Here is a 17,848-nt window from a genome sequence, read left to right as displayed (position 1 = left end):
GAGGTGGAGGGGGCGGCGGAGGCGGCGGCAAAACCAACGGCGGTGGCGGAGGGCCGGGCGGACGCGGTGGCGGGAGGGGCTGCGCGAGCGTCACCGTGCTGGTGGCAAGCGCCGCAGCGATGATGATCAATCGCTTCATCATGGGCGAACCTCCATCGAGCTTGCCGACCTGTGCGGCACTTCGGACAGCGCTGAAACGACGGAAGGAGGCTCGTTCGAACCGCGCTTCATCCTCGGCTCCTCTGCTCCCAGCTGCCTCTCTCAATGGGCCCCGTCCAGGGCCTGCCGGTCCGGCCGCCTGGGCAGGAAAGGCCTGAGTATCGAGCGAATCGATATCCGCCCCTGAAGTCGGAGCTTGGTCCGCAGTAGAAGGGATGAAACTGGTCGATCAGCCAGATTTCGCCGACTGATCGACGGCTGAGCGCTGTCGAAGCGCCGATGCAGAAAGGTAATTCGATAATGCAGGCATGTCTGCATCAGAACACCTTCTTCAGCTCTCCATCGATCTTCGACCACAAGGAAGCGGCCGGTGCCTTCCTGCACTCTTCAGCGATAAGGGGCGTGACCTTCTCGACCCCGGCGATATCGATCTCCACCACATCGGGCTTCTTCTGACCCTGTTTGTAGCCGGCGGCCCATGCGATAACTTTTGGTTTGAACGTGTCTTCGAACCCGTTGAATTCCTCGCAGGTGACTTTCTCAAGCGGCTTGCTCGCCAACTTTTCTTGATTCTTATCGGCGCTCTTCCCGCTGGGGGTTTCGGCCTGAACGAGACCGGCGGATAAGACGACCGCAATGGCAGGCAGCAGGTAGGTTTTCAAAGATCCTGTGCGCATGATGAGCTCCTTTGCCTCAGCTTGATGCTATCAACCGTATCTCGTCGAACTTCAGAATACCGAAGTCCGGCGGTCTGACCGGCCAACAGATCTCGGTGCGACGGGCTGATCGCCGGTCGCGCCAATGTCAAATGATGATGACTTATGATTTGATGCGGCTTGAAGATCGACTTGTTCGTTTGATTGAGGCCCGAAAACTAAATCAGCAGGGTCAACCGAGCCAAACACGAAGATGATGAAAGCCCGCTTGTGTGCTGGGCTCCCGGAACGAGCATGCCGTCGAAAATTGATGTCCCGACTATAGCGTGAACGGCCGTCGCTCAGGGAGGTTCCGGACGGTTGCAACTTTAAGGATACGAACCGCGCCGGATTGCTTGGCAAAAGCGCTCAGATCGCCGATCCGGCGCGAACGCGGGATAGCCTCGCGCTGTCAGCAAGAACATCCCGCGATCGTCGGTATACTGGTCCGCTGACGGGCCGGACAGGCTCAGTACGCTTCTGCTCGCCCGCAGTGCTGCAGGCAGTGAGGCGGACGCCGCTAAAGAGGGCGGTCCAGAGCGGATCAGCCTTCCTTGGTGAGGGGGACGGCGACGAAGCGGGTCTGGCCCCTGGCGCTCTTCACCCGCATCAGCACGGCCTTGCGGCCGCTGGACTCGGCAGCGCGGATCTGTGCCTGCACCTCGGAGGGCTTCGAGACGCTGGTGCCAGCGACATCCAAGATCACGTCGCCCTGGGAGATGCCTCTGGCCGCGGCTGGTCCGGTTGGATCGACATCCATCACCGCGACGCCCTCATCGCCGAGGCCAGTCTCGCTGGCAGGGGCTAGGCTGAGGCCAAGCCTGACCTGACCGCTCGGCGCGTCGTCACCGTGGCTCGCCACCTTGCTATCACCCGGCAACGTGCCGAGTTCGACGGTGGCCACCTCGCTTTTACCACCACGCAGATAGGCGAGCTTCACCTCGGTGCCGGGCTTGAGGCCGGCGATCAGCCGCGACAGATCGCGAGCGTTGTTGACGGGCACGCCGTTGACCGACTCGATCACGTCACCCGATTTCAGACCGGCCTTGGCGGCGGGGGTGCCGCTCTCGGCGTCATTGACGAGCGCACCTTTCGCCTTGTCGAGGCCGAGCCCTTCGGCGATGTCCTTGGTGACCGGTTGGACCTGAACGCCGAGATAGCCGCGCACCACCTTGCCGTCGGTGCGAAGCTGACCGACCACCGCCTGGACCGTCTCGGCAGGGATGGCAAAGCCGAGGCCGACCGAGCCGCCGGACGGCGAGGCGATCGCCGTATTCACGCCCACGACCTCGCCGTTGACGTTGAAGGTCGGGCCGCCGGAATTGCCCTTGTTGATCGGCGCGTCGATCTGCAGGAAGTCGTCGTAGGGACCAGCACCGATGTCGCGGCCGCGGGCCGAGACGATGCCCGCCGTCACGGTGCCGCCGAGGCCGAACGGGTTGCCAATGGCCACAACCCAGTCGCCGACCCGCGGCGCGCCCTTGCCGAACTGGACGTAGGGATAGCTGCCGCTCTCGGTGATCTTGAGCAGCGCGATGTCGGTCTTGGGATCCTTGCCGATCACCTTGGCGTCGAGGGTGCGGCTGTCGTCGAGCGTGACCTGGACCGTCTTGGCCTTGTCGACGACGTGGTTGTTAGTGACCACGTAGCCGTCCGCCGAGATGATGAAGCCCGAGCCGACCCCGCCGCGCTGCGGCATGCCGCGACCTCCCGGTCCGCCTTGGCCAAAGCGCCTGAAGAACTCGCGCAGCTGCGGCGGCACCTGCTGCATGTTCGGGCCGCCGGGGCCGTCGTCATCGTCGTCGAGGCTGTTGTCGAGCCTCACCTTCACGGCGACGACGCCCGGCTTCACCTTGTCGACGACGTTGGCGAAGGAGCCCGGCGGGTGCTCGGGTGCCTCGATCGGGGTCTTTGGCAGGGCCTGGGCATAGGCCGGCGTGGCGGGCTCGGTCAGACCGAACCCGCCCGCGCCGCCCGCGACGAGGGCAGCCGCGGCGACGGAGGCGAAGGAGCGGCGGCGAACAATCAGGGTCATGGAAATCTCCAAAGATCAATCACTGGAGCCTGCCGTCCCACCGTGCCGGAACGCGGCCGGACGTCGGACTATTGGGACAATGAGCGAAATTCTAGGTTGTGCCATCTGATCGCCGGACGGCGGGAGGATTACAGCTTGACCAGATGCGGTCGCAGCTGTCTCCCGTCAGCGTTCTTGAGACAGATTGGGTCCCTTTACGAACGGGGGATGGCTGGCTCTTCGTAGCCCCCACCCGCGTGCAATGGGTCTGCCTCGCCGCTGTTATCGATTACGCTGCGGACTTTCAGATGTAGCCGGTTGCGGCAGCCACAAAATTTTATCTATAAACATCAATGATATAAGCGTTCGCGCTTTTGCTCGGATTGGCGCGCCCCTCTCCTGACAGAACTGCGGACACTCCGGCGGCATCGAAACGGGGCCAAGAAGCGGGCCTTCCGAGGAGCTGGGTCCCTGGTGGCAGGCAGCCCATCTTCATTCGCCGTCTTCGTTCCGACCCGCAGGCCCTGCCTCACGGCGGACCACTCCTGCAGGGCGGATCGTGAGCATGTCCTCACGGTCCGGCCGAAACAGCCCGAACGCTTCAGGCCCGACCCCCACCCCACCTCCTGGGACCATACACCTAGAAATCCACGTGCATCCGAGCGGCAAAGAAGTCGGCAGGTCCACGGTCACGATTGTAGGCGAGGTTCTCGACATGCTGGTAGTTGAGCGACATCGCGAGTGTCGTTGTGAGCGCCATGGCATAATAGGCCTCGAAGGCACGCTCAGGCGCGTAGCTGAGGCGTCCATCGCCGATCAGCAACCCGAGGCCGCCGGTGTTGAAATAGGCCCGGTGCCCCTGCGAGAGCTCGTTCTGCGCGAGTCCGACGCCCACCGTGTCGAGCGGGCGCCCCCAGGCCGCCCCCTTGAGGGAGAGACGATCAAAACCGGACGCAGCGTGGTGTTCTCAAGGCTGGCCGACCTGATCGCTTCGCTGACCAAGGTCAGGCGACTGAGGTCTCTCAAATTTCATCGTATGATCGCAATTTCATGCGCTCGCACCTTTTGTTCTAAGCGGCGCGCCATCTTGTTTCCAAACCTTTCTTCGGCGGAATTTCTGACAGTATTTGCATCTTATGCCGCTGCTCGTTGTGCATACGGCCGGCGCAAGCGGGCCATGGCGCCGATCTCGATTCTTATTCGTGATGGACTCTGCACGGTTTGCCTTCGAAGCCTGATGCAGGCGGGATTACGCCCCTCATGCCGTGATCGTGGACTGCCAAGGCGTCCTGAAAGCAACGCCGCAGGATCAAGGACCTAACTGCTTGCACGACGGGCTGGCTGACTGCGAGCAGACCGAGAGTGCGGCGCGCGACGAGATCTCTGCTGCACTTGCCGGACGTGCTCCCGCGATGCCCTGGCCTCGGCCATAGACGGCTGAGCCGCCAAGCAGTGGCTCTGCGCCGCCTAGGCAGTCGCACGTTGCTGCTCCTGCCGCGCGCTCGTGAAAAGCGGCCCGCGCGTGGCCCGTGAGATCAAGCGCCGGTCAAGTCGGCGTGACCGGCGCTTGATCTCACGGAAATCTACCGGGGCATCCGAGATGGGACGGCGCAGAGCTCAGACCAGCATCACACCCGAGGTCTGGATGCAGGAGCCGCTGTAGCCGGCATGTACGAGGCATCCGAGGCTTCACAGTACTGTTGTGGAACGCCGCTAGCCAGAAGCTCGGCTGGCATAGATCGAAGCGATGTCTCCGTGCCGTGAGCGTCCCATCCCCGGGGCGGTCATGGCCGCTGCGTCTTCTCGCATCCGGCCGAGGATCAACCCTTGGCTTTGCATCGAGCGACATCCGCGCTCGGCCTGCTCGGCTGCCTGGAGATGGACATGGCTACGAGCCTTGCCGCCGGCGACATCGCTCTCGTCGGGTACGATGCGGACAATCCCGACGATTTCGCGTTCGCCATCCTGCGCGACATCGAGGCCGGCACCAGAATCACCTTCACCGACAACGGCTGGAGCAGCAGCACCAACGGGCTTCTGACCAGCGAGGGCAGCTACACCTACACGGCGCCGACGGCGCTTTCCGCCGGCATGGTGATCCACCCTACGGCCGACAGCGCGGCCGGAGGGACGAACACCCCCGTCTACACGGCCACCGACGCCCCGAGGTTCTCGTTCAGCACGGATGGTGACCAGATCCTCGCCTACCAGGGGAGCGTGGCGAACCCGACCTTCCTGTATGCGATCAATTTCGCCGATGGCGGCGGCAGCTTCGCGGCGAACGGAACCAATGCCAACACCTCCGCGCTTCCGCCGGGGTTGAGCCTCGGCCGGACCGCCGTGGCGCTGGGTGCCGATAACGGCCGCTACGGCGGCCCCGTTTCGGGCACGCGCGATCAGATCCTGACGGCGATCGGCGCGCCCGGATTCTGGACCCAGGACAACGCCACCCGCGTCGGTGCCGGCAGCTACAACGCCTTCGCGGTGAGCGCCGACGCGGTCGTCCCGACACTGTCGATCGACGACGTTCAGGTGAGCGAGGGCGATTCGGGCACTAAGCAGCTCGTCTTCACCGTTTCCCTGAGCGCGCCTGCGCCCGCGGGCGGCGTGACCTTCGATATCGCCACCGCGGACGGCACCGCCACCGCCGGCAGCGACTACCTCGCCCGGACAGTCACCGGCCAGACCATCGCGGCGGGCCAGACCAGCACGACCTTTGCGGTGGACATCCTCGGCGACACGGCGATCGAGCCGAGCGAGACGTTCTCGGTCGCGGTCTCGAACGTGCGGGGCACCACCGTGGCGGATGGCCAGGGCACCGGCACGATCCTCACCGACGACGTCGGCACCCGCATCAACGGCATCACGGTCTTCGACGCAGCGCCCTCCTTACAGGGCCTCTCCAGCGCAACCACCACGTCGCCGCCCATCCCGACGAATGCGCTTCAACTGGTGCGGCTCGGCGCCTACGCCGCCACGAACGATCCGGCGACGCCGGCGGTGCCTAACGCCGAAGTGGTGGCCTACGACGCCACGACGAGCCGCTTCTACATTCAGAACACCAACGAGAACCGCATCGAGATCGTCGCACTCGACGCGTCCGGCGCGCTGAGCAAGACCGGCGAGATCCGACTGTCCGGCCTGGAGCAGTACGGCTCGGTCAACTCGGTCGCGGTCTTCAACGGCCTCGTGGCCGTCGCCTACGCCAACGCGACCGGCGACGCGCCGGGCCGGGTCGCGCTGTTCAACGCCGACGGCACGCTGCTGCGCTCGCTGACGGTCGGCGTCGGGCCCGATCAGATCGTCTTTACCCGTGACGGCAGCCGCCTCCTCGTCGCCAACGAGGGAGAGCAGGCGAGCGCGGGCAGCAATCCCGTGGGCGGCGTCTCGATCATCGACGTCTCGGGCGGGGCGGCCAACGCCGCCGTCACGGCGACCGTGGGGTTCGAAGGGCTCGACGGCAGTGAGGGCGCCCTGCGCGCCCGCGGCCTCGCCATCACGCCGGGGAAGAGCGCGGCGGCCGACATCGAGCCCGAATACATCGCGATCTCGCCCGACAACCGCTTCGCCTACGTCACCCTGCAGGAGGTGAACGGCGTCGCCATCATCGATCTCGCCAACCCCGGCACGGCGCCGATCGCGATCCAGCCGTTGGGTGCGGTCAACCATTCGCTGGCCGGCAACGAGTTCGACGCCTCCGATCGCGACGGCCCGAACGGCACCGCCTCGATCCGAATCGCGGCGACCCCTGCGAATGCGCCGATCTACGGCCTGCTCCAGCCCGACACGGTGGCCGCGTTCTCCACCGGCGGCGCGACCTACTTCGTCACCGCCAACGAGGGCGACCATCGCGTCATCGGCGGTGCCGACGACACCGGCGACGTCGGCCGTCTGAGCAGCATCGCCAACAGCCGGCTGACGCCCGAACTCCAACTCCTCAAGGCGGACCCGACCTATGCCCGCCTCAACGTCCTGCTGCGCACCGGCGACACCGACAACGACGGCGTGATCGACCAGCTCAACACGCTCGGCGGGCGCGGCATCTCGATCTTCCGCCAGAACGTCGACGGCACCATCACCAAGGTGCGCGAGACCGGCGGCGAGTTCGAAAAGATCTTCGCGCAGATCGCGCCGGAGCGGTTCAACAACGATCAGGTCCTGGCCAACACGCCCGACGACCGCTCGGACAACAAGGGGCCGGAGCCCGAGGGCATCACCATCGGCACCGTCAACGGCCGGATCTACGCCTTCGTCGGCCTGGAGCGGCAGAGCGGCGTCATCGTCTACGACGTCACCGATCCGGCCAACGCGGCCTATGTTTCCTACGTCCCGCCGCTCCCCGGCGCGACGACCGATCTCGGCCCGGAGGTGCTCACCTTCATCGCCGCCGATCGCAACCCGACCGGCACGCCCCTCCTCGTCAGCGCCAACGAGGCCGCCAACGGCGGTGCCGTGCTCTACGCCGCCCTGTCCCAGGGCTTCACTCAAGAAGTCGGATTCGCCGCGAATTCCCTCGCCGTCAGCAAGGCGGAGGGCAACGCGGGCGAGACCGTGTTCACCTTCACGGTTGAGCGCAGCAACGGCACGCTGGGCGCCGTTTCCTTCACCGCCGAGCTGATGGGCACCGGCGCCAACGCAGCCGATGGCGCCGACTTCACCGGCACGCCGAGCCTGCCGCTGACGGTTACCGGCACGATCCCCGCCGGTGCCGCCTCGGCGCAGGTCAGCGTCAGCGTCCGGGGCGACGCCCTGCCGGAGGCCGACGAGACCTTCGCCCTCACCCTGCGCTCGGCGACGTCGAATCAGACCGGCATCGCCGCGTCCGTGCGCCCGGCCGCCGCCACCGCGACAGGCACGATCGTCAACGACGACGTGAGCCTGATCTCGGCGGTTCAGGGCGAGGGAGCAGCGAGCCCGCTCGTCGGCCGCACCGTCACGATCGAGGCGATCGTCGTCGGCGATTTCCAGAACGGCGATGCCGACCCCAAGCGCAACCTCGGCGGCTTCTACATCCAGGAGGAGGCGGCCGATCAGGATGGGAACCCGCTCACCTCGGAGGGCGTGTTCGTCTACGAGGGCACCGGCAATCGACTCGTCGACGTCGCCGAGGGTGACCGCGTCCGCGTCACCGGCACCATCGCCGAGTTCAACGGCGAGACGCAGATCACCGTCCGGAACGCCGCGTCGATCCAGGTGGTGACGCCGCGGGCGCTGACGCCTGAGCAGGTCAAGACCTCGGCGGTCGCCGTCGAACTGCCGGCAGCCGGCACGATCGGCACCGACACAACCGCGCAGCCCGACCTCGAACGCTACGAGGGCATGCTGGTCCGCTTCCCCCAGACGCTCGCGATCACCGAGCAGTTCAACCTCGACCGCTTCAACGAGATCCGCCTCGCCGCCGGCGGCCGATCCGAGACCTTCACCAACGAATTCGAGCCGAATGCGGCGGCCTACGCCGCCTACCTCACCCAGACGGCAGCGCGCTCGATCTCCTACGACGACGGGCTGAACAGCCAGAACCAGCCGGTGGAGAATCTCGACGGGGTCGGCCCGACCTACGGCACGGCGACGGCGCCGCGGATGGGCGACACCATCGCGGGGCTAACCGGCACCCTCGGCTTCGGCCCGACCAACACCTACCGGGTGCGCGCCATCGACGACGGCGAGAACCGCTTCACGACCGCCAACCCGCGGCCCGCCGAGCCCGACCCGGTCGGCGGCACGCTCAAGGTCGGCAGCCTCAACGTCCTCAACTACTTCACCAGCCTCGACACCGGATCGTCCGCGCGCACGGCGATCGGCCTTCAGCCGCGGGGCGCCAACAGCGCTCAGGAGCTCACGCGCCAGACCGAGAAGCTCGTCACCACCCTGATCGGTACCGGCGCCGACGTGCTCGGCCTGACCGAACTGGAGAACCAATTCCGTCCGGGCGATCCGGGCAACGCGCTCGAATACCTCGTCGGGCAGCTCAACCTGCGCGCGGGCGCCGACACCTACGCCTACGTCAATCCGGGCGCCCAGCTCGACCAAGGCCAGTTCCTCGGCGGCGACGCGATCGCGGTCGGCTTCATCTACAAGCCGAGCAAGGTCAGCGTGGCGATGAACACCACGATCGAGCGGCTCGACGACGCGGACGTGGCGGCCTTCAACCCGGCCCTGCTGCAGCAGAGCAGCATCGGCCACATCTTCAACGGTCCCAATACCAGCCGCGCCTCGCTCGCGGTGACCTTCAACGAGATCGCCACGGGCGAGACCTTCACCGCGGTCATCAACCACTTCAAGTCGAAGAGCGGCACCGGGACCGGCGCGGATGCCGACCAGGGCGACGGCCAGGGCGCGTGGCAGCAGCAGCGCGAACTCGCGGCGGCGGCGCTGGCCCAGTGGGTCGCGTTGCGGCCGACCGGCAGCCAGGACAGCGACACGATCCTGCTCGGCGACTTCAACGCCTACATCAAGGAGGATGCCCTCGACATCCTCAAGGCGGCCGGCTTCACCAACCTCGCCGAGGACCGCCTCGCCAACCCCTATTCCTACGTCTTCGACGGCGCTTACGGCGCCCTCGACCATGCTCTCGCCAGCGGCAGCCTGACCCGTCAGGTCACCGGCGTCACCGAGTGGCACGTCAACGCCGACGAGGCGGACGCGATCGACTACAACCTCGATTTCGGCCGGCCGGCCAGCTACTTCGACGGCCGGTCGCCCGTGCGCGAATCCGACCACGACCCCGTCCTCGTCGGCCTACGCCTCGACCAGACCGCACCGGTTCTCGTCGCCGCGACGCCTGCCGACAACGCCGCCAAGACGGCGCCCGGCGCCGACATCGTCCTGCGCTTCAGCGAGGCGGTGCGGGCAGGGATCGGCAGCCTCACGCTCACCGACGGCGCGGGCGACACCCGCACCATCGCGGTCTCCGACACCGCCCAGGTCCGGATCAGCGGCGACACGGTGACGATCAACCCGAGCGCCGATCTGCTGCCCGGCGCCGCCTACGACGTGATCGTGCCCGCCGGCACCCTCACCGACACCGCCGGCAACGCCTTTGCCGGAATCGCCCGAGACAGCCTCGATTTCACCACGGAGCAGGCCACCCCCATGACCTACACGCTTCAGATCCTGCACGCCTCGGACTGGGAAGGCGGATTGCTCGCGACCGAGCGGGCCGCGAGCTTCGCGGCCATCGTCGATCGGCTCGAGGACACGACGCCGAACTCGATCACGCTTTCGACCGGCGACGGCTGGATCCCGAGCCCGTTCTACATCGCGGGCGCCGACCCGCAGATGGCGGCGACCTATAACGGGGTCTACAACCAGTTCTACGGGCTCTCCGGCGCCAATGCCTACGGCCGTCTCGCCGCCTCGCCCGGACGGGCCGACATCACCATCCAGAACATCATCGGCGTCCAGGCGGCGGTGTTCGGCAACCACGAATTCGATGCCGGGCCGACGGAGGTCGCCAACATTATCGGCGCCAATCTCGGTACGGCGGCGGGTGCCGCCGACGACACCTGGGTCGGCGCGCAGTTCCCCTACCTCTCGACGAACCTGAACTTCTCCCGTGAAGCCGCGCTGTCGGGCCTCGTGCACCGCGACGGCGACCTCGCCACCTTCGCCCAGACCGGCCCGACCTCGACCCAGACCGGCACCGGCGCCGACAAGATCGCCAAGTCGACGATCATCGTCGAGAACGGCGAGCGGATCGCCTTCATCGGCGCGACCACGCAGGTCGAGCCGCTGCTGACCACGCTGGGCAACGTCACCGTGGACGGCTTCACCGGTCGCGACGAGATCGCGCTCCTGGCCAACCAGATCAATGCCGAGATCGACCGGGTGCTCGCGGCCAATCCGGGCCTCAACAAGGTCATCGTCGGCACCCACCTGCAGCAGCTCGCCAACGAGCAGGCACTGGCTCCGCTGCTGCGCAATGTCGACGTGCTGATCGGCGGCGGTTCGCACACCCTGCTCGCGGACAGCAATGACCGTCTGCTGCCGGGCGACACCAGCGGCGGCGCCTACCCGCAATTCTTCACCAACGCCTCCGGCCAGACCCTGGCCCTGGTCAACACCGACTCCGAATATTCATATGTCGGCCGGCTCAACGTCACCTTCGACGATCAGGGCAACGTCATCCGCAACTCGATCACTCCGGACAATTCCGGTGCGGTCGCGGTCGATGACACCACGGTGGCACAGCTCTGGGGCTCGAAGACGGCCGCCTTCACCCCCGGCTCCAAGGGTTACCTCGTGCGCGAGGTGATCGAGGGCCTGGACGCCAACAACGACGGCATCCAGGAAACTGCCGGCGTCGCCGACATCATCCGCCAGCAGGACGGCAACATCCTCGGCCGCACCAGCGTGTATCTGGAAGGCCGCCGCGGCGAGGTCCGCACCGAGGAGACCAACCTCGGCGATCTCAGCGCCGACGCCAACCTCTGGTACGCCAAGCAGTACGACGGCACGGTCACCGTCTCGATCAAGAACGGAGGCGGCATCCGCGACTCGATCGGCTCGTTCTCGACGGCCGGCGGCGGCACCGCGGAGCTTCCTCCGGCCGCCAACCCGGCGGCGGGCAAGGCGGCCGGCGACATCTCGCAGCTCGACGTCATCAACTCGCTGCGCTTCAACAACGCGCTCGCCATGGTCACCGTCACGGCTTCCGAACTGGAGCGGGTGCTCGAACACGCCGTCTCCTCGGTCGCGCCGGGCGCGACGCCGGGTGCCTTCCCGCAGATCGGCGGCATCAGCTTCTCGTTCGACGCGAGCCGGCAGGCCCAGACGGTCGATGCCAACGGCAACGTCACCCGCGAGGGGCAGCGGATCATCTCTGCCGCGATCGTCGATCCCGACGGCTTCCTCATCGACACCCTGGTGCAGAACGGCCAGCTCGTCGGCGATGCGAACCGGAGCATCCGTGCTGTCACCCTCGACTTTCTGACCACGGGGTCGAGCGCGGCGCCGGGGCTGGGCGGCGACAATTATCCCTTCCCGGCCTACGGCGAGAACCGCGTCTCGCTGAGCAACGCGACGCCGACGTCCCTGCCCGATACCGAGACCTTCGCGGCGCAGGGAACCGAGCAGGATGCCTTCGCCGAGTATCTCAAGGCCTTCTACAGCGTGACGCCTTACGGCCAGGCCGATACCGGACCCGCTGCCGACACGCGGATCCAGAACCTCGCCTTCCGCGGCGACAGCGTCCTGGCCCGCGGCGTCAGCCAACCCGGAACGAACGGCAACGACGTGCTGCAGGGAACGTCCTTCGCCGACCGACTCTCCGGCGGCCTAGGTGACGACGTCATCACCAACAGCGCCGGCAACGACCTTCTGTCCGGCGGACGCGGCACCGACACGCTGGTGTTCAACTCGTCCTTCTCGACCATCACCGTCGAGGAAGCCGGCCGGTTCACCGTCATCACCGGGCCGGAAGGCCGCGATCTCGTCGATGGGTTCGAGCGCTACCTTTTCTCGGACGCCACGATCGTGGTGAACGACGGCAAGCCACTCGTCGACGACCTCTACTACTTGGCGCGCAACAAGGACGTGTTCCAGGCCGCCCAGGACGCCGATGCGCACTTCGCCCAGTACGGTGCCCGCGAGGGCCGCGACCCGAACGCCTTCTTCTCGACCAAGGGCTACCTGGCGGCCAATCCCGACGTGAAGGCCGCCGGGGTCAACCCGCTCGACCAGTACCAGCAGGCCGGTTGGAAGGAGGACCGCGATCCGGGCGCTCGCTTCGACAATGAGTTCTATCTGGCGGCCAATCCCGACGTGAAGGCCGCCGGTCTGAACCCACTCGCGCACTACCTGCAGTACGGGCAGAGCGAAGGCCGAGCGATCCACGACGCGGTCGGTCGGGCGAGCGACATCCGTGGCGGCTTGGACGCGGAGTTCTACCTCCTCGCCAATGCCGACGTCGCCCAGGCCGCCGGAAGCGGCAACAGCTTCGCCTTCGCCGTCCAGCATTTCGAGCAGTACGGCTGGAAGGAGGGCCGCAATCCGAACGCGGTCTTCGACACCAAGGGCTACCTCGCGGCCTACGCGGACGTGAAGGCGGCGGGTATCAACCCGCTCAGCCACTACGATCAGTACGGCTGGAAGGAGGGCCGCGACCCGTCCGCCTCCTTCGACACCGCCACCTACCTGTCGACCTACAAGGACGTGGCCGCCGCCCAGATCGATCCGATGCAGCACTTCCTGCAATACGGCCTCTACGAGGGCCGGTCGGACTTCGCCGATGGCGGGTTCCGTTACGGCGCCCTCGTCTAGGGCTGCGTCCTCCCAGGCAGCCGTACTCGTCGCGTCAGATCGGGCCGCGCGTCTCGCGCGGTCCGAACGTTCGTGTGGCTCCCTGGATCGGGGCGCAGCCCCCGCCGTGCCGCCTCTCTCGGCATGGCGGCGAAGTGCGGCGTGGTCGATCCGCTCATCACCACGACATTGAAGGAGCGGTAAGCGAACCGCTCCGGATGATCTCTTCCGCCGCGCGGGCGTTGATCGGGTCCTGGGACAGCGGCCGAAGGACTCCTTCCATGACGAAGCTTTTCATCGCACGGGTGCGCGGCACGGGCGGCGAGCGCCCGCTGGTGACCGTGCGCGCGGCCGCCGAGGGCGAGGCCCGCCTGTTCGTGGAGGCGGCCTATCCGGAAGACGAGATCGTCGAGATTACTGAGCCAGGCGAATGGGTCAGCGACAGCGATACCGGGACCCGGAACGGCGACGTGCGCGAGCATCCGGGCACCACGTGGCAGGCGCCGACGAGCCGGGCGTAGCATAGCGCGCCGCCATGGCCTGCCTGCCCGAAGATGTGCGCGCCCTCGCGCTGATGCTACCGGAGGCGCTCGAGGGCGCGCATCAGGGTCATCCCGACTTCCGGGTCGGCGGGCGGATCTTCGCCACGCTCTGGACCGATGAGGCACGGGTGGTCGTCAGGCTGACGCCTGAGGTGCAGTCGCACCTGCTCGACGCAGAGCCGGACGCGTTCGAGGCGGTGCCGGGCGCCTGGGGGGCGCGCGGCTGGACGAGTCTCGACCTCGACATGGCCGAGGAGGAGACCCTTCGCGACGCGCTGCTGACCGCTTGGCGGATCGTCGCGCCGCCCGGCCTCGTCGCGCGCTACGAAGGTCTCGCGCTCGATCCCTAACCGATGATCAGCTTCTCAGGCCCGGCGCTTCCTGGCCGGTGCTCGCCACGTATTCCGTGTAGCCGCCGCCGTACTGCCGGATGCCGTCGCCCGTCACTTCGAGAACCCGGTTCGACAGGGCGGCGAGGAAGTGCCGATCGTGGCTGACGAACAGCATCGTGCCCTCGAAACCTGAAAGCGCGCTGATCAGCATCTCCTTGGTGGCGATGTCGAGGTGGTTGGTCGGCTCGTCGAGGACGAGGAAGTTCGGCGGGTCGTAAAGCATCTTGGCCATGACCAGCCGCGCCTTCTCGCCGCCGGACAGCACCCGGCAGGGCTTCTCCACGTCGTCGCCGGAAAAGCCGAAGCAGCCGGCGAGCGCCCGCAACGAGCCCTGGCCAGCCTGCGGAAAGCTGCTCTCCAGATCCTCGAACACGGTCAGGTCGCCGTCGAGCAGGTCCATGGCGTGCTGGGCGAAGTAGCCGAGCTTGACGCTGCCGCCGACGGCGACCGTGCCGGCATCGGGCTGCGCCGCGCCGGTGACGAGCTTCAGCAGCGTCGACTTGCCGGCGCCGTTGATGCCCATGACGCACCAGCGCTCCTTGCGGCGAATCGAGAAGTCGAGCCCGTCGTAGATGATGCGGCTGCCGTAGCGCTTGTGCACACCCTTGAGCATCGCGACGTCGTCGCCCGAGCGCGGCGCCGGCTGGAACTCGAAGGCGACGGTTTGGCGGCGGCGCGGCGGCTCGACCCGTTCGATCTTGTCGAGCTTCTTCACTCGGCTCTGGACCTGCGCAGCGTGGCTGGCACGGGCCTTGAAGCGCTCGATGAACTTGATCTCCTTGGCGAGCATCGCCTGCTGGCGCTCGAACTGCGCCTGCTGGTGCTGCTCGTTCAGGGCCCGCTGTTGCTCGTAGAAGGCGTAGTCACCGGAATAGGTGGTGAGTGTGCCGCCATCGATCTCGATGACCTTGGAGACGATGCGATTCATGAACTCGCGGTCGTGCGAGGTCATCAGAAGCGCGCCGTCGTAGCCCTTGAGGAAGGATTCGAGCCAGATCAGGCTTTCCAGGTCGAGGTGGTTGCTCGGCTCGTCGAGCAGCATCACGTCGGGGCGCATCAGAAGGATGCGGGCCAGCGCCACGCGCATCTTCCAGCCGCCCGAGAGCCGGCCGACATCGCCGTCCATCATCTCCTGCGAGAAGCCGAGTCCGGCCAGCACCTCGTAGGCGCGGCCCTCCAGCGCGTAGCCGTCGAGTTCCTCGAACCGGGCCTGCACCTCGCCGTAGCGCTCAACCAGCGCGTCCATCTCATCGGCCTGGTCGGGATCGGCGAGGCCCGCCTCCAACTCTTTCAACTCGGCCGCGACGACGCTGACTGGGCCAGCGCCGTCCATCACCTCGGCGACGACCGTGCGTCCGGCCATCTCGCCGACATCCTGGCTGAAATAGCCGATGGTGATGCCGCGCTCCGACGAGACTTGGCCCTCGTCGGGCTGTTCCTGACCGGTCAGCAGGCGGAAGAGCGTGGTCTTGCCGGCACCGTTCGGGCCGACGAGGCCGGCCTTCTCACCCTTCTGCAGGGCGGCCGAAGCTTCGATGAAGACGATCTGCCGACCGTTCTGCTTACCGATCTTGTCGAGACGAATCATGCGTCCGCGGGGCCTGGATGAGGATGGAGAGGGCGGGCAGCCGAGAGAACTTGCGAGGGGCCTTACGCCAAGCTCGACCCGACCGGAAGGCAGCCCGGTTGCAATGCAGGGAGGCGGTACAGCGAGCGATCGCCGGCGCTGGCTCCAGGCTTGCGGCAGCGCGTTCATCGGATTGAGGTAAGAAACACCTTCTCACGGATGGTGGAGCCTCGCCGTAGCGTATAGTTCGGCTTATCACCTCATTAACATAGGTTGCGACCGCGTTGTGGCATTTATTACTTCCGTGGTTGTGCCTTATTAACCCTCTGTGCGTCACAGGATTGTGATCCGACGCGGCTGGGGCGGCCTACAGATGCTTCGCGACGGTCCCAATACGCAGATAGATGCGCTGGTTCACTAATCTCAGGCTTCTCGGAAAGCTTGCCATTCCGGCCGCACTTGTCGCGCTCGTTGCTGCCGGGATCGTCGTTCTGGCGCGCGACACGCTCGAGCGGTTGGAGCGAACGACTCAGGAGGTCGTGGACGTCCGTGCAGCGCGTGTGATCACCGCCTTGCAGACGGTCCTTGCCGTCGACGAAGCGGTGATCAGCGAGAAGAACATCATCCTTGAGACCGAGGGGCCTGCTTTGGCTGCTCACCACAAGCGCTTCGAGGAAGCGCGGGAACGTGCCTTCGGCGGCATGGATCGGTTGATCGCCATGGCCGATTCCGACGCGCGCCGCATGATGCTCGGGGACGTCAAAGCCACCGTCGCCGAGTTCTTCACGACGGCGGAGCGCTCGATCGAATTGGGCATGAAGAATCAGAACACAGAGGCGGCGAAGGTCTCCTTCGAACTGGTCCGTCCGGTTCGAGCCAAGGCGATCGAAGCGATCCAGAAGCGCGTCGCCGCCAACACGAGCGATCTCGACTCGGCGAAGCGGCAGTCCAATGAGGTCAGCAAGTCCGCAGCGCTGGCGCTGACGGGGATTGCGGCCGTCGGCCTGCTCCTGGCCTTCGCCCTGCTCGGTCTGATCGCCATTGCCGGCGTGACCTGCCCGATCAACCGGCTGGTTCGTGTGCTTCAGCGAATGGCCGAGGGTGAGATCGAAACCGATATCGCCGAGGCGCGTCGCGGTGATGAGATCGGTGCCGTCGCCCGCGCCGTGGAAGGGATCAAGGCTCTCGTCGCGCGCAAGGCCGCCGAGCAGGCCGAACTCAAGCGCGTGGCGGATGAGGCTGCAGCGGTCGAGCGCCGCCGCACCATGATCGAGCTGGCGGACGGCTTCGAGCGTGCGGTGGGGAGCGTCGTCGGAATGGTCTCCTCGTCGGCGACCGAACTGCAGGCCACCGCTCAGCAGATGACCGCGACGGCCACGGAGACCGCGAGCCAGTCGACCACGGTCGCGGCGGCGGCGGAAGAGGCCGCATCCAATGTCAGCACCGTCGCCGCCGCGGCCGAGGAACTCGGCGCGTCCGTGCACGAGATCGGCCGACAGGTCGGCACCTCGGCCGACATGGCTCAGCTCGCGGTTGGCGAGGCGGACCAGAGCGCCGTCCTCGTCCACGAACTCAGTCAGGCCGCGGCCCGGATCGGCGACGTAGTGAACCTCATCGCCAACATCGCGAGCCAGACCAACCTTCTGGCTCTCAATGCGACGATCGAGGCGGCGCGCGCCGGAGAGGCCGGGCGCGGTTTCGCCGTGGTGGCGAGCGAGGTGAAGGAGCTCGCCGCTCAGACCTCACGGGCGACGGAGGAGATCTCCGGTCAGATCGCGCAGATCCAGGGCGCGACCGGGCAGGCTGTGACGTCGATCGGCGGCATCACCGGGCGCATCCGCGAGATCAACGCCGTGACGGCGACGATCGCGGCGGCGGTGGAGGAGCAAGGCGCAGCGACCCAAGAGATCGTGCGCAACGTCTCCCAGGCGGCAGTCGGTGCCGGCGAGGTGACCAGCAACATCGCGGGCGTGGCCCAGGCCTCGGAGGAGACGGGCGCGGCCGCGACTCAGGTGCTGGCATCGGCCTCCGAGCTGTCGCGGCAAGCCGAGCATCTGCGGGCAGAGGTCGTCCGCTTCCTCTCTACGGTGCGCGCGGCCTGAGCCAGTCCGAGCGGATGAAAAAAAGGGGCGCCGAGAGCGCCCCCTTTATGGATGGCCCGCCCCTCACCCGGGCTGCGCTGCTAGGCTTGCAGGGTAGCCGAGATGAGGAAGGGAGCGGGACGATGACGATCGCGGTTC

Annotated in this window: 7 protein-coding genes and 1 pseudogene; 4 read left to right on the top strand and 4 right to left on the bottom strand. The window is 66.8% G+C overall.

The window, feature by feature from the left end; translation table 11 throughout:
- Window positions 1-476 precede the first annotated feature (476 nt).
- The 3 genes and pseudogenes from FHU13_RS06865 to FHU13_RS06855 all read right to left on the bottom strand — a co-directional run.
- Window positions 477-836 (bottom strand): acid-activated periplasmic chaperone HdeA, encoded by a 360-nt coding sequence (locus FHU13_RS06865; RefSeq protein ID WP_183435133.1) that lies wholly within the window; start codon window positions 834-836, stop codon window positions 477-479.
- Between the two features lie 562 nt (window positions 837-1,398).
- Window positions 1,399-2,889, bottom strand: a complete 1,491-nt coding sequence (locus FHU13_RS06860; protein WP_183435132.1) for a Do family serine endopeptidase — start codon at window positions 2,887-2,889, stop codon at window positions 1,399-1,401.
- A 619-nt stretch (window positions 2,890-3,508) separates the two neighbouring features.
- Window positions 3,509-3,805: pseudogene (locus tag FHU13_RS06855) on the bottom strand (carbohydrate porin); the annotation flags it as partial.
- 947 nt (window positions 3,806-4,752) lie between these two features.
- Between FHU13_RS06855 and FHU13_RS06850 the strand changes: the two are divergent.
- The 3 genes from FHU13_RS06850 (at window position 4,753) to FHU13_RS06840 (ending at window position 13,999) form a co-directional block, all read left to right on the top strand.
- Window positions 4,753-13,128, top strand: a complete 8,376-nt coding sequence (locus FHU13_RS06850) for an ExeM/NucH family extracellular endonuclease (RefSeq protein ID WP_183435130.1) — start codon at window positions 4,753-4,755, stop codon at window positions 13,126-13,128.
- A 260-nt stretch (window positions 13,129-13,388) separates the two neighbouring features.
- A complete protein-coding gene (locus FHU13_RS06845) occupies window positions 13,389-13,628 on the top strand; it encodes a hypothetical protein (RefSeq protein ID WP_183435129.1) in 240 nt (79 codons plus the stop codon).
- Between the two features lie 14 nt (window positions 13,629-13,642).
- Window positions 13,643-13,999, top strand: a complete 357-nt coding sequence (locus FHU13_RS06840; RefSeq protein WP_183435128.1) for an MmcQ/YjbR family DNA-binding protein — start codon at window positions 13,643-13,645, stop codon at window positions 13,997-13,999.
- A 7-nt stretch (window positions 14,000-14,006) separates the two neighbouring features.
- On the opposite strand, the gene FHU13_RS06835 is transcribed toward FHU13_RS06840, so the two are convergent.
- Window positions 14,007-15,629 carry an ABC-F family ATP-binding cassette domain-containing protein gene (locus FHU13_RS06835; RefSeq protein ID WP_183435127.1) on the bottom strand — a complete coding sequence of 541 codons (1,623 nt, stop codon included), beginning with the start codon at window positions 15,627-15,629 and terminating at the stop codon, window positions 14,007-14,009.
- Window positions 15,630-16,012: 383 nt separating this feature from the next.
- Here FHU13_RS06835 and FHU13_RS06830 point away from each other — a divergent pair, with 383 nt between their 5' ends.
- On the top strand, window positions 16,013-17,710 hold the full coding sequence (locus FHU13_RS06830) for a methyl-accepting chemotaxis protein (protein ID WP_183435126.1): 1,698 nt from the start codon (window positions 16,013-16,015) through the stop codon (window positions 17,708-17,710).
- Window positions 17,711-17,848: the final 138 nt, after the last annotated feature.

The organism is Methylobacterium sp. R2-1 (assembly GCF_014191355.1).
Taxonomy (GTDB): domain Bacteria; phylum Pseudomonadota; class Alphaproteobacteria; order Rhizobiales; family Beijerinckiaceae; genus Methylobacterium.
The sequence above is the reverse complement of the archived record's forward strand: the minus strand, read 5'-3'. Positions and strand labels throughout refer to the sequence as shown.